General features: G+C 69.8%; 19 protein-coding genes and 1 tRNA gene. 9 read left to right on the plus strand and 11 right to left on the minus strand.

The features are described 5' to 3' along the window. Window positions 1–4 precede the first annotated feature (4 nt). Window positions 5–1,324: a hypothetical protein gene (locus ABZT47_RS20425; RefSeq protein WP_354844088.1), complete on the plus strand. Its 1,320-nt coding sequence runs from the start codon at window positions 5–7 to the stop codon at window positions 1,322–1,324. Here ABZT47_RS20425 and ABZT47_RS20430 read toward each other — a convergent pair. From ABZT47_RS20430 to ABZT47_RS20445, 4 genes are all read right to left on the minus strand, one after another. Further along, window positions 1,260–1,826 (minus strand): hypothetical protein, encoded by a 567-nt coding sequence (locus tag ABZT47_RS20430; protein WP_354844091.1) that lies wholly within the window; start codon window positions 1,824–1,826, stop codon window positions 1,260–1,262. The genes ABZT47_RS20425 and ABZT47_RS20430 overlap by 65 nt on opposite strands. Before the next feature lie 13 nt (window positions 1,827–1,839). Then, window positions 1,840–2,430 (minus strand): hypothetical protein, encoded by a 591-nt coding sequence (locus ABZT47_RS20435; protein WP_354844094.1) that lies wholly within the window; start codon window positions 2,428–2,430, stop codon window positions 1,840–1,842. Further along, the gene (locus tag ABZT47_RS20440; RefSeq protein WP_354844097.1) at window positions 2,427–3,050 is read right to left on the minus strand and encodes a hypothetical protein; all 624 of its coding nucleotides are present in this window, start codon (window positions 3,048–3,050) and stop codon (window positions 2,427–2,429) included. Before ABZT47_RS20440 ends, ABZT47_RS20435 begins: the two co-directional genes overlap by 4 nt. 153 nt (window positions 3,051–3,203) lie before the next feature. Beyond that, window positions 3,204–3,992 carry a M15 family metallopeptidase gene (locus tag ABZT47_RS20445; RefSeq protein ID WP_354844099.1) on the minus strand — a complete coding sequence of 263 codons (789 nt, stop codon included), beginning with the start codon at window positions 3,990–3,992 and terminating at the stop codon, window positions 3,204–3,206. Between the two features lie 337 nt (window positions 3,993–4,329). Here ABZT47_RS20445 and ABZT47_RS20450 point away from each other — a divergent pair, with 337 nt between their 5' ends. Together ABZT47_RS20450 and ABZT47_RS20455 are read left to right on the plus strand one after the other, a co-directional pair. Further along, entirely contained in the window at window positions 4,330–5,511 is a 1,182-nt protein-coding gene (locus ABZT47_RS20450; protein ID WP_354844101.1) for an ATP-binding protein, read from the plus strand. Between the two features lie 276 nt (window positions 5,512–5,787). Further along, a complete protein-coding gene (locus ABZT47_RS20455) occupies window positions 5,788–6,585 on the plus strand; it encodes a hypothetical protein (protein WP_354844104.1) in 798 nt (265 codons plus the stop codon). Between the two features lie 124 nt (window positions 6,586–6,709). On the opposite strand, the gene ABZT47_RS20460 is transcribed toward ABZT47_RS20455, so the two are convergent. Next, window positions 6,710–7,552: a MauE/DoxX family redox-associated membrane protein gene (locus ABZT47_RS20460; protein ID WP_354844107.1), complete on the minus strand. Its 843-nt coding sequence runs from the start codon at window positions 7,550–7,552 to the stop codon at window positions 6,710–6,712. Window positions 7,553–7,554: 2 nt separating this feature from the next. Continuing rightward, complete coding sequence (locus ABZT47_RS20465) at window positions 7,555–8,496, minus strand: hypothetical protein (RefSeq protein ID WP_354844110.1); 942 nt, start codon at window positions 8,494–8,496, stop codon at window positions 7,555–7,557. 293 nt (window positions 8,497–8,789) lie between these two features. Here ABZT47_RS20465 and ABZT47_RS20470 point away from each other — a divergent pair, with 293 nt between their 5' ends. Beyond that, window positions 8,790–9,329 (plus strand): SigE family RNA polymerase sigma factor, encoded by a 540-nt coding sequence (locus ABZT47_RS20470; protein WP_354844113.1) that lies wholly within the window; start codon window positions 8,790–8,792, stop codon window positions 9,327–9,329. Between the two features lie 192 nt (window positions 9,330–9,521). After that, window positions 9,522–11,117, plus strand: a complete 1,596-nt coding sequence (locus tag ABZT47_RS20475; RefSeq protein WP_354844116.1) for a long-chain fatty acid--CoA ligase — start codon at window positions 9,522–9,524, stop codon at window positions 11,115–11,117. Here the strand turns inward: ABZT47_RS20475 and ABZT47_RS20480 are convergent. Continuing rightward, on the minus strand, window positions 11,098–11,598 hold the full coding sequence (locus ABZT47_RS20480; RefSeq protein ID WP_354844119.1) for a MarR family transcriptional regulator: 501 nt from the start codon (window positions 11,596–11,598) through the stop codon (window positions 11,098–11,100). The two genes, ABZT47_RS20475 and ABZT47_RS20480, sit on opposite strands and share 20 nt — an antisense overlap. A gap of 101 nt (window positions 11,599–11,699) precedes the next feature. Between ABZT47_RS20480 and ABZT47_RS20485 the strand changes: the two genes are divergently transcribed. Both ABZT47_RS20485 and ABZT47_RS20490 read left to right on the plus strand, forming a co-directional pair. After that, window positions 11,700–12,263: a YceI family protein gene (locus tag ABZT47_RS20485; RefSeq protein WP_354844122.1), complete on the plus strand. Its 564-nt coding sequence runs from the start codon at window positions 11,700–11,702 to the stop codon at window positions 12,261–12,263. Between the two features lie 392 nt (window positions 12,264–12,655). Then, window positions 12,656–12,745, plus strand: a tRNA-Ser gene (locus tag ABZT47_RS20490). Between the two features lie 97 nt (window positions 12,746–12,842). On the opposite strand, the gene ABZT47_RS20495 is transcribed toward ABZT47_RS20490, so the two are convergent. The 3 genes from ABZT47_RS20495 to ABZT47_RS20505 form a co-directional block, all read right to left on the minus strand. Further along, window positions 12,843–13,457 (minus strand): hypothetical protein, encoded by a 615-nt coding sequence (locus ABZT47_RS20495; protein WP_354844125.1) that lies wholly within the window; start codon window positions 13,455–13,457, stop codon window positions 12,843–12,845. A gap of 237 nt (window positions 13,458–13,694) precedes the next feature. Beyond that, entirely contained in the window at window positions 13,695–14,306 is a 612-nt protein-coding gene (locus tag ABZT47_RS20500) for a dihydrofolate reductase family protein (RefSeq protein WP_354844128.1), read from the minus strand. Between the two features lie 74 nt (window positions 14,307–14,380). Further along, window positions 14,381–15,223 (minus strand): helix-turn-helix domain-containing protein, encoded by an 843-nt coding sequence (locus tag ABZT47_RS20505; protein WP_354844131.1) that lies wholly within the window; start codon window positions 15,221–15,223, stop codon window positions 14,381–14,383. 44 nt (window positions 15,224–15,267) lie between these two features. Between ABZT47_RS20505 and ABZT47_RS20510 the strand changes: the two genes are divergently transcribed. Further along, the gene (locus ABZT47_RS20510; RefSeq protein ID WP_354844134.1) at window positions 15,268–16,086 is read left to right on the plus strand and encodes a sugar nucleotide-binding protein; all 819 of its coding nucleotides are present in this window, start codon (window positions 15,268–15,270) and stop codon (window positions 16,084–16,086) included. A 132-nt stretch (window positions 16,087–16,218) separates the two neighbouring features. Here the strand turns inward: ABZT47_RS20510 and ABZT47_RS20515 are convergent, their stop codons facing one another. Beyond that, on the minus strand, window positions 16,219–16,542 hold the full coding sequence (locus tag ABZT47_RS20515) for a hypothetical protein (RefSeq protein WP_354844136.1): 324 nt from the start codon (window positions 16,540–16,542) through the stop codon (window positions 16,219–16,221). 1,184 nt (window positions 16,543–17,726) lie between these two features. Here ABZT47_RS20515 and ABZT47_RS20520 point away from each other — a divergent pair. Then, complete coding sequence (locus tag ABZT47_RS20520) at window positions 17,727–18,032, plus strand: hypothetical protein (RefSeq protein ID WP_354844139.1); 306 nt, start codon at window positions 17,727–17,729, stop codon at window positions 18,030–18,032. Window positions 18,033–18,091: the final 59 nt, after the last annotated feature.

Below are 18,091 nucleotides of genomic sequence, written 5' to 3' on the forward strand. Positions count from 1 at the left end.
GGCGATGGACGGTTCACTCTCTCCGGTCCGACTGCCCTACGACACCTTCCGTCTCGCGGGGCGCCTCTTCCTGCCCCTGGCCTTCTACTACACCCTGGGCCGGCTCGTCCACCAAGGCGTGCTGCTGGCCGCCGTGCGCGTCGCCGAGCCCACGGGATGGCGGGCCTACCTGGCCTTCGGCGTGCTGAGCCTCGGCGTGCTGGTGACGCTGACGGCCTACATCGCGATGCTGAACATCGCCGGTCGCGCGCTCGGCGCGCGGCCGGTGCAGGCCCGCACGGCCGACGAGCGCGAACGCGACCTGGTCGACGCGATCGCCCACACCCTCCTGCCCTTCCTGATCTTCTACAGCGCGTGGGGCCTGTTCACCGACGACCTCAGCGCCTTCCAGCGGCTGCTGAACGAGCTCCACCCGACGATCGACCTCAGCTACATCGGCCTGTTGAACGACCTGTTCAACGTCAACGTCCTGATCATGGTCATCACCGCCGTGATCTTCGCGGTCAAGGTGGCGTTCGAGCGCCTCTACGGCGCTACGGGAAGGCGCGTCTTCGGCGTGGCCAACAGCACGTTCGAATGCATGTGGATGTACTTCGGCATCATCTCGCTGGGCAACTGGACCGGCGACGGCGTCGACTGGCTGACCGGCCGGGTCGTCTGGGCGGACTTCACGGGCCTGTTCCAACGCGTCCCCCTGCTGCAGACGCTCCGGCAGCTCGGCGAGTACGCGGCCCCGTACCTGCCCGACTTCAAGGACGGCCTGGTCCAGCCGCTGGTCTGGCTCGCCATGGCGGCCGTCGTCTACAGCTCCTCGATCACCGAGGAGGCCAAGGTCATCGAGGGCACCCGGGTCGAGCCGCACGTCTCACGGCTCTGGCAGCGGCTGCCGACCCCTGTCCAGGCCGTCGCGGAGTTCTTCTCCCGAGGAATCCGCGACAAGTACGTCCCGCTGGTGAACGGCTTCCGATTCGTCCTCAGCGGCGGGGTGCTGTTCTACCTGACGTTCTGCCTGATCTACGTGGCGCTCGAAGCGCTCGCGGCGGTGGGCTTCATCGGCGTGACCAGGCTCATCGGGGCGCACGAGATCCTGTGGTGGCAGATGTGGGAGGGCGCGGCCGTCTTCCCGGTCGACCTGCTCCACGAGGTGCTGCGCATCTGCCTGCTCGCCGTCGCCTTCGACCTGGCGCTGCGCCGTTCGGCTGCCCGCTCGGTGGTCCGTCCGGCCGTCCCCGCGGCCGGGCCTGACGCGCCGCCCGCGCCTACGGGAGCAGCCGTACCGTTCCCGGCTCCGGGGCCACCCGCACCTCGACCCGCAGGGTCCTGAACGCGTCGGCGGGCACGACGTACACCGTCTGGACGGTCAGTTCCCGACCGACGGGCAGGGGGGCGAGCTTGAAGTCGGCGTCCATGTTGAAGCACGAGGGCGACAGCCCCGACTTGGGCGCCAGGTCGCTGCGGATCGACGGCCCCCACGTGCGCCCCGCCGCGTCGGTGACCCTGATCTTGCAGGTGCCGCCCATCGCACCGAACCACTTGCTCGCCTGCTCGGTCAGCGGTCTGAGACCGACGACGACGATCGCGACCTTCGTGCGAGGCGGCAGCGGCCGGGCCGTGGGGTCCTGCGGCCGGCCCTCGGTGATGCTCTTCAGACGCCACTCGATGCCGTTGAACCGGGCCGCCTGCCCGTGCGCGGCGACCGCCTCCCGCCCGCCCTTGCCGGCGAGGGTCTCGTACCGCTCCCGCCAGGGCAGCACCTGCGCGGCGAGCGCGGCGGGGACCAGAGCCAGCAGGCCGAGGCCATACCAGAGGTCGCGTTTCCAGTTCACGGCTCGTCCCGCCTCACAGATCGCGCACCGGCCCGACGGTCAGGGACGCCGGCGCCTGCTCGATGAGCGCTTTGGTGTACGGGCCCGACAGCCGCAGGTCGACGGCGGCCGCGGGACCGAGGTGGTCCAGGCTCTTGACGCTGTGGACGGTGACCTCCAGGGCCGCGCCGGCCAGTCTGCCGGGGGGCACCTCGAACAGGATGGGCCCGTAGGAGGGCATGCCCGGGGCGAGGGCGGTCTTGTCGAGCGTGCCCGACACCGAACTGGCCAGGTACTCCGCGCCGTCGGCCGTGCGCAGTCGTGCGCCCTGCACCGTCACCTCCTCGGTGGTGGCGGCGACGGTGGCCCAGACGACCACCCAGACGCCCGCGGTGCTCTTCGGCTGCCCGAGCAGGCCGTAGGCGTCCTCCAGGCGCACCGACCGGCCGAGCTGGACACGGTCCACGCGGAGCTGGAAGGCGGCGGTGTTCACCTGCTCGCCCATCTCGCCCACCGACGCGATCGGCGCGTACTTCGCGTCGGCGTCCGGAGTGGCGCGGCGCACCGCCACGATGCCCGCGAGCAGCAGCGCCGCGGTGAGCACTCCGATGATCGCGCGCCTCACCGGGACACCTCGAGGTCGTAGATCGCCAGTGTCCCGCCAGGAAGCCAGTCGGACAGCTCCGAGGTGAACCACGGCCCGTAGTCCTCGTCCCGGAAGGCGGCGGTGAGGCTCGTCGGGTCGGGTGTCCCCGCCGGGACGGTGTAGACGAACTTCACGCGCTCGACCAGGCCGGGCTGGAGCTGGGTGCGGTCGAAGCCGGCGTCGCGGATGACGAAGCCGGCCGTCTTGTCCTTGAACCGGTCGAGCACCACGCTGCCCGGGGAGATCTTCAGGTAGGTGACGGCGGACAGGTCGTCGACGGTCGCGGTCTGGTCGCTGACGTTCTCGACCTCGAGCTCGATCGCCAGGAAGCGGCCGTCCTTGGGGTCGCCCAAGCCCGGCGCGGGGTCCTTGGTCACGTACGCCACCTTGTACGGCTTCACCGCGAAACGGTGGCCCGCGCTGGTCTCACCGAGTCGGCGGTGCGGGATCTCCGGTTTCGCCTCCTGGAGGCCGCCCGCCGGCCAGGACAGCGCGAGCACCGTGGCCAGCGCGAACACAACGGCGGTGAGGGCGATCCACGGCCGCAGCGGTCCCCGGCGTGACTCCGTCGGTCCGGGGTCGGGCACCGGAGTCGTCACGGCCAGCGATCTTATCCGGCAAAACCCGGCGAGGGCCGCGAATGTCACGATTCCTCCACCGTTGCCGTTCTTCGCGCGAAGATCGGCCCGCGTGACGGCCCGAGTGACGGCCCGAGTGGCGGCCTGCGTGGCGGTCCGCGGCCTCGGCGGGGATCAGCCGCCGCCCTTGCTGAAGTGCTGATAGTCCTTGGCGCCGTTGAAGTAGCCGCCCCACTCCCAGCCGTGCTGCTCGAACAGCCGCACTACGCGGTCGTCCGGGTTGATGACACCCGGCCTGCGCAGCGGCCGGTCGGCGAACCGCCGCGCGTTGTCGTGCGCGACCGAGCCGTCGGGCTCGACCCATGGGTTCTCCCGGGGGTCGAGGTCGATGGCGTTGCCGTACGAGTGCTTGGACCAGCTGCTCGCCCCGGTCGTCCTGCGGCAGTTGAAGGCCGAGGTGTTGTCGGCCTCGATGGAGTCGAAGTCGCTGCCCTTGTAGACGTCGACGGGCTCCATGCGGGCGATCGGGTAGCGCCACCGGTAGAGCTGCCCGAAGATCGCCACGACGTCGTCGGTGACCGAGCGGTTCACGATCAGCTCGCCGGTGTGGGCCTTGTCGTCGAAGCCCCAGTACGTCATCGTCACCTTCCGCAGGCCGCTCGGGGAGACCGGGCAGCCGGGCCGCCAGGAATGGCGGAGCTGGGCCGCCGTGACGGCCGTGACCTTCGCCGCGAAGCGCGGCGGCCCGGTGGGCGAGGGCGACGGCGTGGCGGACGGCGGCGCGGGGCTGGCCGTCGGGCCGGCCGTAGGGCTCTCCAGGGAGGACGACGGCGGCGCGGCCACGGACGGAGGCGCGGGCTCGGCGACGACGCCGGAACCGGAGCCGCCGCACGCGGTCAGGGTGGCGGATGCGCACGCCAGGACCGCGAGGCCCAGGTGGCGGTGCGTGGCTGTGTGGCGCATACGCCAGAGTAAGGCCATCCTGACGCCGCTCGTGACGCAATTGTGATGTCCGGGGTCCGGACCCGCCGAGCGAGGCCCTGTCGGAGGTGTGCCGCGCGTTTTACCCGGAAGTGCTCGCGCACATGTTCGAGGAGGCGCTACAGTCTTCGGCATCGGATCGAACACGGGTTCGGTCCGGCAGGGTCCAGGCGAAGGGTGGTGTGAGGTGGCGTTGCTCTCGCCCCCCGTCCGGCAGGCGTCCGGGCGGCCCTCCGCCTCCCGTCGATCGGCGACACGCCGTAGCGCTTTCTACGGAAATCTAGGACGGCCTCTATATCCGGTCATAAAGTCCGAGAGCGTGGACCCCGTGCGCAATCCCTACGCCCCCGGTGCGGGGCAGCGCCCTCCGGAGCTCGCCGGGCGTGATCGTGAGCTGCAACAGTTCGAGGTCGTGCTCGAGCGGGTGGCCCGTGGCCGTCCCGAGCGCAGCATGGTCCTCACCGGGCTGCGCGGCGTCGGCAAGACCGTGCTGCTCAACACCTTCAAGTCCATGGCCATGCAGCGGCTCTGGGGCACCGGCAAGATCGAGGCCCGTCCCGAGCAGTCCATCCGCCGTCCGGTCGCCGCCGCGCTGCACATGGCGATCCGCGAGCTGGCCCCCCGCCACCGCGCCCCCGAGCGCATCGAGGAGTTCCTCGGCGTGCTCAAGGCGTTCGCCATGCGCGATCCCGGCGCGGCGAAGGGCACCTCGCACTGGTCGCCCGCCATCGACGTCCCGGCCGGCCGCGGCCGGGCCGACTCGGGCGATCTCGAGATCGACCTCACCGAGCTGTTCGTCGACGCCGCCTCCGTCGCCACCGACCTCGGCGTCGGGGTCGCCCTGTTCATCGACGAGATGCAGGACGTCCAGCCGGCCGACATCTCGGCCCTGTGCGCCGCCTGTCACGAGCTGTCGCAGAGCGGCGGGCCGCTGATCGTCGTCGGCGCCGGCCTGCCCCACCTGCCGGGCGTCCTCAGCGCCAGCAAGAGCTACTCCGAGCGCCTGTTCCGCTACGCGCGCATCGACCGGCTCGACCGCGATGCCGCCGACCTGGCACTCATCGCCCCCGCCGCGCGTGAGGAGGTCGAGTTCACCCCCGAGGCGCTCGACGCCCTCTACGAGGCCGCCGACGGCTACCCGTACTTCGTCCAGGCCTACGGCAAGGTCGCCTGGGATCTCGCCCCGCGCAGCCCCATCACCGCCGACGACATCAGGGTGGCCGCCCCCGAGGCCGAGGAGGAGCTCGCGGTGGGCTTCTTCGGCAGTCGCTACGAGCGCGCCACCCCCGCCGAACGCGACTACATGCACGCGATGGCCTCGGTCGGCGACGAGCCAGTGCCGACGGCCGACGTCGCCGAGCTGCTCGGGCGCAAGCCGTCGAGCCTCTCGCCGGCCCGTGACAGTCTCATCAAGAAAGGACTCATCTTCAGCGCCGAGCGCGGCCTCATCGCCTTCACCGTGCCGCACTTCGGCAGGTTCCTCCGGGCGCAGCCGCTGTAGGCCGCGCCCGCACCCCGAGACAGGGCGCAGCGTCCCTGCGCCCCCATTGACCTCTCTACGGCTTTCTAGAGGGGAAGCTAGAGAGCCGTAGAGAGTTGAATTCGCGGTGTGCGGTCGCGTGGTGGCCGGTCGGCGTGGCCGGTCACCACGCGCCGCCGTGCGTCTCACATCGGGGCATCGACAAGCATTCAGGGCTGTTTTACCGTGACCATGGAACGCGGTGATGATCCGGAGTCGGCTACGCGACCGCACGGGGTGATGGGCCGTATGAAGCGCATGATCGGCGTGAGAGGCGGCCTCCGCGCGGCCGTCGTCGTCGTCCTCCTCGGCTCGCTGGTGGGGCCGGCAGGCTCCACCGCGGCGCGGGCCGCCACGACGTTCAAGGTTCTGCAGGTCAACCTCTGCAACAGCGGATACGCGGGCTGCTACGAGGGCGGCGCCGCCGTACCCGAGGCCCAGTCGCTCATCGGCCGGGTGAGGCCGGACGTCCTCACCGCCAACGAGATCTGCGAGGGCGACGTCGCCCCGCTCCGTTCCGCCATGGGCAACGGCGACTACGAGTTCCGGCAGGTGCAGGACGAGCGCGTCGCCGCCGCCATCCAGTGCACCGGCGGCCGCGGCGCGTACGGGGTGGCCGTCTTCAGCGTCCCCCGCTACGGCAAGACCGCGAGCGCCGGCGGGTGGTACTCCACCCAGGACTCCGGCAGCGAACGACGTGCGTGGGGGTGCGGCCGGTTCGGCGGGTTCTGGGCGTGCACCACCCACCTGTCGGCCGCCGACGAGCCGGTCGCGCTGCAGCAGTGCAAGCAGTTGATGAACGAGTACATCCCGCAGTCGCACGCCCAATACGGCGCCCTGCCCACCGTCGTGGGCGGCGACCTGAACCTCGAGTACGACAAGTCCGACCCGGAGAACGCCCAGAACTGCGTGCCGGCCGGCTACTTCCGCAAGGGCGACGGCGACGTCCAGCACGTCATCGCGTCCACCTCGTTCGCCTTCGTCCGCACCGACAAGTACGGCATGTCGCACACCGACCACGCCGCCTTCATGGTCACCCTCACCGCCCCCTGGTGAACAGGCGGCGTTCCTCCGGCCCGTTCTCCGGCACGTCCAGGTCGGTTCGCGGCCCCCGTCCGCCGGTTCGGCCGTCCGCCGGTTCGGCCGGTTCGCCGGTTCGTCTCCGGTCGTCTAGGGCTTTCTAGCCTCCGACCGATACACCGCTAGATTCTCGGAGAAGGTCCGCCCCGGCCGGGTTCTCCGCGCCCACGACGGCGACCCGCACCGGCGGCCGGCGCCCGCTGAGGTACACCGCGAAGACCACCTCGGCCCGCGCCCCGACGGCCGTGCGCCCGGGGTAGACGAAGAAGCGCCAGCACAGCTCGCGCCAGGAGTCCGACGGCTCGTCGGTCACCAGCAGCGGCGCGTACGAGCGCCACTCGGCGCTCGCCCGCAGGCGCGCGACGGCCCGCGCCGCCGGGACGGCACGCTGCTCGCAGGGCGCGCGGTGCCTGAGCCGGGCGATCGCCTCGCCCCACTCGGGCGACAGGGCCACCAGCAGCGCCAGGCCGGCTCCGAGCGCCGACGTCAGGTTCCAGGAGGCTCGCATCAGCAGGTCCGCGCCCGACACCGGGACCAGCGCGACCAGCACCGCCATCGCGGCAAGGACGGCGGCGCGGCCGATCGAGCGCAGCCCCACCGGGGAGCCGCTCGCCTCGCCGAAACAGCCGCAGCCTACGTCCGGGCGCCGTCGGCGCAGCTCCCACAGGACATAGGTGGACACCGAGAAGAAGGTGACCGTCCCCCAGCGGGGCAGAGGATGGCGGGTGAAGATCAGCCCCGCGGCCAGCAGGATCTCAACGGCGGCACAGAAGATCATGAACTGCCCGCGCCACCGCTCGGGCACCAGCACACCGGGGCCGAGGCGGGACAGCCCGCCCGGATCGGCGTCGCTCCCGGCGGTCGCGAGCTTCGCCGCGCCGCCGAGCACCAGGAGCAGCGCGAGCAGCGCGAGCGCGGCGGCGGCGATTGTCACGGTGTCCACGGTCACCCCAATCCGACCCGGGCGTTGAAGCATCCGTTGGTGAGCTCCCCCCCGAGCTCGACGTACGACAGTGGCGACAGCTCGGCGATGCGGCCCCGCGGCGAGGTGCCGCACTCCACGCACCGGTCGCAGAACCGCCCGGCCATGCATCCGCAGGCGACGATCGGCAGCACCGACGAGCGGCTCTCGCACACGTTCCCGACGTACAGCATGGAGCCGAGCGCGAGGTAGGGAAGGCCGGTGCAGGACACGCCCGCGTCCTCGCACTCGGAATCGGCACGTTCCAGCATCGGGTACGCCACCCCGGCCTCGCCGTCGTCGAAGGCGTCCGACCAGGCGGCCGCCCCGGAGATCTTCGACTGGACCGCCCGGTAGGCGTGCGGGGGCGCCGGCACGGAGGCGGCGCGGTAGGTGGGCTGCGAGGTCGCCGGCAGCCGCGCGTGGGTCACCCCGTCGCGCCGCGTGCCGATCGCGTCGAACAGGTATCCCGGTTCGAGCTGGGGATGGCGCACCCGGATGCGTCCCGACGCGGCGTAGGGGACGACGATCACCCGCCGGCCCCGGTGCGGGCCGCCGTCGAGCTCGATCGTCAGGTCCCTGCCGTCCTTGCCCAGGGTGAGGACGATGCCGGTGACGCGGGTGATGTCGCCCCACAGGCGCTCGGCCACCCGGCCGGACTGGCGGGCGCGGATCATCACGCGGGTGCCTGCGGGCAGGTCCACGGGGTTCACGGGGCTGCCGTGCCAGGCGGTCGCCCAAGGCGCGATGACGAGCCGCTCCTCCACGCCGTCCGGGTTCTCCAGAATCACCAGGTGGGGGCTGATGTCGATGATCTGACCCGCGACGCCGGTGAGCGGGGCGGGCTCCTCGGCCTCGGCCCTCACGGGGACGGTGGTCCTGCCGAGTGCGGCCGACGCCAGCGCATGGCGACGCTCAACTCCCATCGGCCCCTCCCCGGTCGCCGCCGCGAGTCTCCTCGTCGTCCCCTAGGGTCACACAGATCGTCGCCGCCGCCGCTCATTTCGGGACGAGGATTTTTCCTCCGCGACGACCTGCGTAGAAAATTTCCCACTCCGGGAGGAACTCGTCGACGCCCCAGCATGCCATGACCCTGTGGTGATCTTTGCCGTCGCCGGGACGAAACCTGGATGACGGATCAGCCGTATCAGGGCGTCCGGCTGCGATTCTGACGTCGAGATCGTTTCATCATGGCCTTCGTCACGGCACCGGTGATCGCATGAGCGGTAAAGACGAGGAGTTCCGCGAGTACGTGGCTGCCCGCGGTCCGGCACTGTTGCGCATGGCCTACCAGCTCACCGGCCAGCCCGCGGACGCCGAGGACCTCCTCCAGGCGGCCCTGACCAAGACCTACCTGGCGTGGGAGCGGATCAACGACCGGGCCTCGCTGGACGGGTACGTCCGCCGGGCGATGGTCAACATCAACATCTCCTGGTGGCGGCGCAGGAGGCTGGAGGAGTACCCCTCGGAGGAACTGCCGGAGACGCCGTCCAGGGACGGGCCGACGCCCGGGGAGATCCACGAACTGCTGGAAGAGGCGATCAACCGGCTCCCGGTCCGGCAGCGCACGGCGATCGTGCTGCGGTACTACGAGGACATGACCGAGCCGGAGATCGCCAGAGTTCTCGGCATCAGCATCGGCACGGTGAAGAGCACGGTGTCCCGCGCGATGGCGAAACTGCGCGGTGACCTCGTCGTCGTCGAGCCCTGCCGCCCTGACGCCCGGCCGCACGTGTCCATGGGGCGCGAGCCCGTCTGAACCAGTCGCCCTCCGCGGCGGGTGGAGGTGAACGAGTCGCCCCCTCGGGGGGAGGAGGCGAACGAGTGGCTCTGTGGCGCGGGCCGGTGTGAACGAGCGCTTGTCTGAGACGCGGGAGCGGACGAGACTCGGAGCCGGACGACAATCACGAACCGGCGCCCAGGCCGGGGCTCGCCAGCGGAGGTCCGTCAGATGCGCAGCACCATGCCCGACCATCCGCTCACCATCACCTCGATCATGCGGCACGGCACCGGACTGTTCGCCGACCGCGAGGTCGTGACGTACACCGGCGACGGCTACCGCCGCATGTCCTACGGGGAACTGGCCCGGGAGGCGGCGCGGCTGGCGGGCGCGCTGCGCGCCCTCGGCGTGGACGGCGACCAGCGGGTCGCGACCTTCGGCTGGAACAGCGCCGAGCACCTGACCGCCTATCTCGCCGTGCCCAGCATGGGGGCGGTCCTGCACACCCTCAACATCCGCCTGTTCCCCGAGCAGATCGCCTACATCGCCGGGCACGCCGAGGACGACGTCGTCATCGTGGACGCCTCGCTCGTCCCGGTGCTCGCCCCGATCCTGCCCGAGATGAAGACCGTGCGGCACGTGATCGTCATCGGGGCCGCCGACACCGCGCCGCTCGCCTCCGCGGGCAAGCAGGTGCACGACTACCGCACGCTCCTCGACCAGGCCCCGGACGCGTTCGACTGGCCCGACCTGGACGAGCGCGCCGCCGCGGCCATGTGCTACACCAGCGGCACGACGGGCAACCCCAAGGGGGTCGCCTACAGCCACCGCTCGGCCTACCTGCACTCCATGAGCGTGTGCACGGCCAACGCCATGGGCCTGTCCAGCCGCGACCGGGTGCTGCCGATCGTGCCGATGTTCCACGCCAACGCCTGGGGACTGCCGTACGCCGCGCTGATGGCCGGGGCCTCGCTCGTCATGCCCGACCGCTTCCTGCAGGCGGAGCACCTGGCGAGGATCATCGCCGAGGAACGGCCGACGGTCTCGGGCGCCGTCCCGACGATCTGGGGCGACCTGCTGCGCCACGCCCGCCGGCACGGGGCGGACCTGTCGTCCCTGCGCCTGGTGCCGTGCGGCGGATCGGCGGTGCCGGAGTCGCTGATGCGCGCGCTGTCCGACGAGTTCGGGGTCCAGGTCGTGCAGGCGTGGGGCATGACCGAGACCTCGCCGCTGGCGACGGTCGCCCACGGGGACTCCTGGGACCTGCGGGCCACGCAGGGGCGGCTGCTGGCCGGCGTCGAGGCCCGCATCGTCGGCGCGGGCGACGCCGTGCTGGCCTCCGACGGGGTCGCGGTGGGCGAACTGGAGGTGCGCGGGCCGTGGGTCACCGCGTCCTACCACCTGGAGGAGGACCCTTCGCGGTTCCACGACGGCTGGCTGCGCACGGGCGACGTGGGCCGACTGGACGCGCGCGGCTACGTCACGCTGACCGACCGCGCCAAAGACGTCATCAAGTCCGGCGGGGAGTGGATCTCGTCGGTCGAGCTGGAGAACGCCCTGATGGGGCATCCCGCCGTGGTGGAGGCGGCGGTCATCGGGGTGCCGGACGAACGCTGGGGCGAGCGTCCGCTGGCATGCGTCGTGCTCGACGGAACGACCGGAGTGGCGGAGCTCCGGGAGTTCCTGTCGGGGAAGGTGGCGCGCTGGCAGGTGCCCGAACGCTGGGCCTTCATCGATGCGGTGCCCAAGACGAGCGTCGGCAAGTTCGCCAAGCGCAGCCTGCGCGAGATGCACGCCCGCGGGGAGCTCACGATTGTCGAGAGCTGAGATCCGAAAGGTCCGTCGCGCCGGCGGTGGCACAGGGCCGCACGACGTCGCGGATGATGCGCAAGCTGGCCAGGAAGTCCTCCAGTCGCTCAGGGGGCAGCAGGCCGGTGAACCACGTCTCGATGTCCTCGATGTGCTGGGGGAGCACGGTCTCGAGGCGGGCGGCGCCGGCGTCGGTCAGCGTCGCGTAGGAGGCCCGGCGGTCGGTGGCGCAGGCCACCCGCTCGACCAGGCCCTCGCGCTCCAGACGGTCCACGACGCGGGTCACCCCACTGGTGGACAGCGACGTCTGGGCCGCGAGGTCGCTCATGCGGAGCCTGCGGCCGGGGGACCGGTACAGGCGGATCAATGTCTCAAAGTCGATCTCGGACAATCCTGAGGCGGTGAATGCGGCGTTCATCTTCGCGGTAAGGCCCAAGTAGACCTCGGCCATCAGGCCCATCGCCGTGAGCCGGGGGTCGTCAGCTGGTGTCACGCTCATACTCTAGACGACGTTAGTTGACGGGTGGAATATTCCTCAGGTAGACATCTGTTGGAGCAAGCATCAAGCCCAGCGATCCACTAGTCCACGGGAGATGGAACATGAGCACTCGCACCTGGGAAGGCATCGCCATCCCGACCCCCGGCGTCTTCGACCTGGACGTCGCCCACACCCGCGTGGGATTCGTCACCAAGCACATGATGGTCAGCAAGGTCCGCGGCCGCTTCGGCGACTTCGCCGGCACCGTCACCATCGCCGAGAACCCGATGGAGTCCTCGGCCGAGCTCACCATCAAGACCGCCAGCATCGACACCGGCAGCGACGACCGCGACAACCACCTGCGCAGCGACGACTTCCTCGCGGTGGACAAGTTCCCCGAGCTGACCTTCCGCAGCACCCGCGTCGTCAGCCACTCCGGCGACGAGCTCGTCGTCGTCGGCGACCTCACCATCCGTGACGTCACCAAGGAGGTCACGCTGAAGGTCGAGTACGGTGGCGCCGGCACCAACCCCTGGGGCCAGGAGCTGTTCGGCTTCGAGATCGAGACCGAGATCGAGCGCGAGGAGTTCGGCCTCACCTGGAACGTCGCCCTGGAGACCGGCGGCGTCCTGGTCGGCAAGAAGATCAAGATCGAGATCGAGGGCGAGGCCCAGCGCCGCGCCTGACCGCCGGTGTCGCGACACCCTGTGTCCACAGCCTGTGGACAGAGTGTGTGGGAAACCTTCTCCTCCCCATGGACCCCCAGGGCCGGCCCACTCCCCGGCCCTGGCCATCGGTCCTCCACCCCCCATGCAACACCGCCAGGCCGGCAGACGCCCGTCCTCAACACCCGGCACACGGCCGTCTTCAACACCCGGCACACGGACACCCCGCAACCCGGGCGCGCGGCCGTCTTCCGCCCCGGCATCCGGACATCCCGCGGCCCGGGCATGAAGGCCGACGAACCGCTCTTGCGCGACATGTTCGGTTGCCACGCCGAATCCACTTTGCCGCTTAGCATCAAGGCCGGTACTCTGTGCTGAGCCAGTCAGGCCCTCAACAGGCCGGTCGGGCACCAGGAGGCTTCGCCTAGTCAGGTCTATGGCGCCGCACTGCTAATGCGGTTTGGGTCTACAGCCCATCCGGGGTTCAAATCCCCGAGCCTCCGCACTTCAGAGGCCCTCTCCCGATTATCGGGCGGGGGCCTTTCTGCTGCCCGAACAGTCAGGGTCGCGGTTCTGCCAGCTGGCACAGACCTCGATCGGTCAGCCACCACGGCGGTCGTCGACGGTCACGACCAGGCCAGGCCGGCCGTCCGCCAAGCGGCGCAGGTCGCCGGCGAGTGGGGGCAGGCGGAGGTCGGGCAGAAAGTGCACGGTCGTCCCTGTGACACCATCGCCGGCGACGGTCTCCAGGCCGGAGACAGGGACGCCCTGCTCGTACCGCTGGACCCAAGATCCACTCAGGCGGCGGTTGGTGTGGACGAGCCACTCGCTGAGCGCGGCGACGACGGACATGCCACGGCGCGGATGCCCGTCGGGAAGCGTCTCCGCGCCGGGGTCGTCGAAAAAACGCAGGTCCTTGGACGCCATGACGGGCTTCTTCACCGGCCGCCCGTGCTCATCGAAGCGGGTGTCGGTGCCTCTCCCCTCGTCGGCCACGGAGACCGAGCCGTCGGGGTGGAGGGTGACGGTGCAGCGTCCGGCGCCCGTGCTCGCCGCCTCGTCGGCCGCGTAGGCGAGGACCTCGAGGATCAGGTGCCGGACGCCGCCGGGGGCGAACTCGGCCGGGTCCCCTCGGATACCGGCGAGGTGACCGAGATCGACGTCGGCCGCCCAGTCATGGGTGGTGTTACGCCAAGAGGATCGGGATGTGCCCACCACAGCACCCTAGTCACGGCTCAGGCAGGGGTGATGCGGTCCACGCGGCCATCCGCGACGGCGGGCCCGACCGGGTTCCTCATACGGCCGGCGAACCCGCCCAAGAGCAGGGACAGGCCTCAGACGTCGAGCTGGCCGCGAACCATGCACTTCTGACGCGGAGTTGCAGTCCAGGGAGCTCAGAGCCGTCCATAGGAGTGTGGTGTTGAGCTCGCCGATATCGACGGCGTCGGGGATCTAGCGGCGTACCTTGTACCTCAGGTGGAGGATCCGCTCGCTCTGGATCACCACGTGGGGGTCCTCCAGCAGGTGCTGCTTGTCGATGCCGCCGAAGAAGCGTTTGCCCGACCCGAACACCACCGGCACCACGTCCATCGCCACCTCGTCCACGAGGCCGGCCGCGAGGATCTGGCCGCCCACATCGCCGGCGTTCACGGCGACGATGCGGTCCCCGGCGAGTTCCTGGGCCTTGTCGATCGCAGCCGTCACGTCATCCACGAAGTGGTACGACGCCTCGGGGTGCCACCCCTCGGGCTTGGGACGGTGGGACACCACGACCACGTGCTCGCCGGCGGGCGGCCGGCCCTCCCAGCCGTTCACCAGGTCGAAAAGGGTACGGCCCATCACGATCGTGCCCATCGCGTCCCACACCGACCGGACGTACTCCGCCGATGCGCGTGGGACCTTGATGCGGCTTCCGGATCCGGAATGGCCGTAGTGCTGGTCACCGCCTCCGGTGATCGGGGTGTCCCCGTTGAAGTACCAATCGTGGAGCGGCCCGACCTCGTCGTTCTCGTCGGCGATGAAGCCGTCGACCGACGCCACGTTGTGCATGATCACTGTGCCCACGGGTTCTCCTTGGGTCGCCTTGCGCGTTCGCCTCCGATCGTGGCGTCTCCGGGCACGAGCGAGCTTGTAAAAAATCAATCAACGGGCATCGGACCGCTGTCCGGCGGGAATCCCGGCTCGGCGGGGAATCGACGCCGCAGGGCCAGGTATTCCGTCGGAGTGTGGCCGGTGAAGTCCTTGAACTCCCTGATGAAGTGGGCCTGGTCGAAGTAGCCCGCCGTCTGGGCGAGCTCCGACCAGTCGACCGGACGCAGCGCGTCCACGGACACGATCAGCCGCGCGAAGCGGTAGATGCGCGCCACCCGCTTGGGGGTGACCCCGACATGGGACCTGAACTGCGTGGCCAAATGATTGCCGCTCACCCCGGCGGAATCCGCCAGCACACTGACCGGGACCACGCCGTGGGAGGACTCCAGACGTCCACCCGTGTGCTGGACCAGGTCGAGACCGCGCGATGGTCCCTCGGCGAGCCGCGATCGCAGTTCCTCCTCCAGTGCGCGCAACGTTTCGGCGGCGGATGCGAGGTCACCGACCTGATTGCGGATCCGGTCCACGGACCGCTGCCAGACGGCGTCGACCGGCACCCATCGGTTCCGCAGTTCGTCCGCCGGCATGTCCACGAACGGCGAGATCCCCCACGGTTTGAAGTGCACGCCGACGAGTCGCACCCGTTCGGGGTATTCGAGAAGGAAACGCCTGGTCCATACACCCATGAACCACCCATCGGCGAACACCGCCGGCGGTACCGCAGGGTCGGAATCCCACAGGCGGGTGGGTCCGCCCAGGTTGATGAACAGGTGTGCCGACGGCATCGGCGGGACGTTCATCAGGCGGTGGCGTGGCACTCCGGTCAGGCAGTAGATGTCGTCGATGAACCGGTCGAGCGGCGGTGCGGGCACCCGGCCGACGTACTCCATGGGCTCAGTCTGGCCGAAGAGGGCCCGGGCTAGGGTGACCGGCCATGAGAGTCCTGATCGTCGGTGGCAGCGGATTCCTTGGCGGCGAACTCGTCCGGCAGAGTTCGAGCGCCGGATACGAGGTGATCGCGACCTATTCGAGCCGGTCCGGAGAGACCACGGGTGTCGAGTGGCTGCCGCTTGACGTGCGCCGACGAGAGGACGTCGGCGCGCTGGTCCGATCGGTTCGCCCGGAGGTCGTCATCAATGCCGCGTACCGGCAGACAGACTGGGCGACCACGGCGACCGGATCCGCGAACGTGGCCCTCGCCGCCTCTGCGACAGGCGGGCGACTGGTCCACGTGTCCAGCGACGCGGTGTTCTCCGGGGCCGCGATTCGCTATGACGAGACGTGCGTTCCTGACCCGATCACCCCGTATGGTGCCGCCAAGGCCGCTGCCGAGACCGCCGTGAGCGCGATCGCGCCGACCGCGGTGCTGGCCCGGACATCCCTGATCATCGGTGACGGTGGTTCTCCGCACGAGGCGCTGGTGCGTTCACTGGCCACCGGCCAGGTGAAAGGAAGGCTGTTCACCGACGTCGTCCGATGTCCCGTGCATGTCGTCGATCTCGCCGCGGCGCTCCTCGAACTCGCCGCGTCCGAGTACCACGGCGTCCACCATGTCGCCGGGACCGACGCGATGACCCGGTACGAGCTGGGGCTGCTCATCGCCCGACGAGACGGCCTCGACGCGGACCGGTTGCCCGCAGGCCGGCGAGCGGACACCGGCCTGTCCGGCCCGGCCGACGTGCGCCTGGAATGCGACATGACCCAGCGACGAATCCGGACCGTACTGCGCGGTGCGCGGTGCTTTCTGTCCTGAGGCCGAATGGTGATCGCGGCTTTCTCCGGGAAAGCCGCCCGCATGCGAGTCAGAGCCGCTACACGCGCCCTCGTCGACCCACTCGATGGATTCCGCGAACTCGGGGTATGCCGGGTGCCGGTCCGCGCCGGTTCAGGACTTCGGGCAGACGATGCCGTGGACATTCTCACACCAGGTTTTCGTCGTGTCCGCATTGGGTGCCGACCAGGTGTAACCGGTCTCGGCCGCCCTGGTCGTGCGGAAAGAACGGCCGAGATCGTCGATGCGGGTGGTGCCCGTCCTGTCCTGGCTCGACCAGTCGAGTTCGATATGCCACTCATACAGGTTCCGCGTGGTCGTGGCCTTGACGCGGAACGCCTCGGGGCTCTCTGCCGAGACGCTGTAAGGGAACTCGGCCGCGGGCCTTCCTTGTGAGGCCACCTGTTCGAGCACGGGAGTGGCCGCGTCCAGGTCCACCGCCAGTTCCCGCACTTCGAGCCGTCCGCCGCAGCCGGCCCCCATCCAGTACGTGTGACCCGGGGCGGGGGGGAAGGCGCCGATCCACGACGACGCGGATACGGCGCAGGACCACGGCTGAACTCGTGAATCCCTGCACGTAGACGTCCACGGTCGAGGTCTCGCCGTCGGCGGCCTTGAGGTCGCGTGCCCAGCCGTACAGCATGCCCCAGCTTTCCGGGCGAGGGCCGACCTCCTTGAGGTCGTGGTCGATGACGTACTTGTGGCAGTAGTCCGCGTCCTCGGGGTTGAGGTCGACCGTCCAGCCGAAGGGGTCTTTCGGCTGGGTGACGTAACGTACGCCCGAGTTCACTCCGTCGACCAGCAATGTGGACGCGACCCCGGCGGCGGTGGCGGCCAGCAGAGCCAAGATGGCTTTCCAGCTCGGCCGCCAACGGTTCGGGCGGATCTCGCCGCCGCTTTGCGGAGAGGGCTGGGGCGGATTTTCCGGCGGGGAAGGCGTGGAGGCGGGGTTCACGGCGGCTCCTGCCAGTACTACAGGGCCCGAAAGGCCCTCGCATGAGATTCGGGGACCATCGGAAAATCTCGCCTGGCCCGGTGATCCGATGGTATCCAGCCGGTGACGGTATGCGTCCGAGTTAAGGTTTATGTCGGCTCTTATCGATGTTTGAGGCGTTAGGAAAATGGCGGGTGAAGATCGTGCCGCCGTAATGTGGAGGGTGGAGATCATCATGTGAGGATCCGGAGACGAAGACCGGGGATCGCGGATTGCGAATGCGCGGCCACGAAATTTGAACGCTGGATGCATGGACGACGGATGTTCGGGTCCGACGGGCGGACGTCGGGTGGTGAGCCCCAATGCGTGGACGCCGGATGTGGGAAAGGACAGCAGTGGGGACATCGGATGCGGAAAGAACCGGCAGCGGGGACGTCGACGTCGGACACCGGCTGTGGAGGTGTCGCCGGGCGGTGTCGGTGACTCGGCGCTTCGACGTGGCAGGCGGATCCGGTCGCCGGCGGCATCGCGCGGTTCTCATGGAATTCCCAGACACGGCAGGACAACCATGTGCCTCGACCCTGCGTCCAACCTGAACGGGGATTAGGGACCGCAAGGACCACGCTAAGGACAACGCTGTCGACGAACGGGACGCATCGAGCGCCGGTCAAGGACGTAAGGCACCACCATGAACTCCTCTGTAGAGCTCATCAAGGCCCAACTCGACCTCACCGAACAAGCCGCACTGGACGCCCTGACGGACCTGCGAGAACACAGGGCGCGAGGGGTCATCCCCCTGCGAGAACGCGCACAGGCCGAGCAAGCACGGGCACAGCTCCGTGCCGTCGAAGCCTGCCGGAAAGCGCTGACGCACTATGAGTCGACGGCCGCGGCCGACCCCGAGGCCATAGAGACCATCGTCCAACTGGCCATCGCCCGCATCCTGGCGGCACAGCAGGTAGAACTGGAAAGCCTGCGAGAACCGCCAGAGTGACCGACGGGCAAGGCGGCCGTTCGGGCGTCGCGGAGAATGACGCGACCCGCGACGCACTC

Source organism: Sphaerisporangium sp. NPDC005289, from assembly GCF_040607455.1.
Classification (GTDB): Bacteria; Actinomycetota; Actinomycetes; order Streptosporangiales; family Streptosporangiaceae; genus Sphaerisporangium; species Sphaerisporangium rhizosphaerae.

Bases quoted from the DNA above. Each gene is read 5' to 3' on its own strand.
- ABZT47_RS20465 (WP_354844110.1), bottom strand. From the start codon at position 8,496: ATGGGAGTTGAGCGTCGCCATGCGCTGGCGTCGGCCGCACTCGGCAGG.
- ABZT47_RS20520 (WP_354844139.1), top strand. From the start codon at position 17,727: ATGAACTCCTCTGTAGAGCTCATCAAGGCCCAACTCGACCTCACCGAA.
- ABZT47_RS20510 (WP_354844134.1), top strand. From the start codon at position 15,268: ATGAGAGTCCTGATCGTCGGTGGCAGCGGATTCCTTGGCGGCGAACTC.
- ABZT47_RS20485 (WP_354844122.1), top strand. From the start codon at position 11,700: ATGAGCACTCGCACCTGGGAAGGCATCGCCATCCCGACCCCCGGCGTC.
- ABZT47_RS20480 (WP_354844119.1), bottom strand. From the start codon at position 11,598: ATGAGCGTGACACCAGCTGACGACCCCCGGCTCACGGCGATGGGCCTG.
- ABZT47_RS20470 (WP_354844113.1), top strand. From the start codon at position 8,790: ATGAGCGGTAAAGACGAGGAGTTCCGCGAGTACGTGGCTGCCCGCGGT.
- ABZT47_RS20445 (WP_354844099.1), bottom strand. From the start codon at position 3,992: ATGCGCCACACAGCCACGCACCGCCACCTGGGCCTCGCGGTCCTGGCG.
- ABZT47_RS20455 (WP_354844104.1), top strand. From the start codon at position 5,788: ATGATCGGCGTGAGAGGCGGCCTCCGCGCGGCCGTCGTCGTCGTCCTC.
- ABZT47_RS20475 (WP_354844116.1), top strand. From the start codon at position 9,522: ATGCGCAGCACCATGCCCGACCATCCGCTCACCATCACCTCGATCATG.
- ABZT47_RS20425 (WP_354844088.1), top strand. From the start codon at position 5: ATGGACGGTTCACTCTCTCCGGTCCGACTGCCCTACGACACCTTCCGT.
- ABZT47_RS20505 (WP_354844131.1), bottom strand. From the start codon at position 15,223: ATGGAGTACGTCGGCCGGGTGCCCGCACCGCCGCTCGACCGGTTCATC.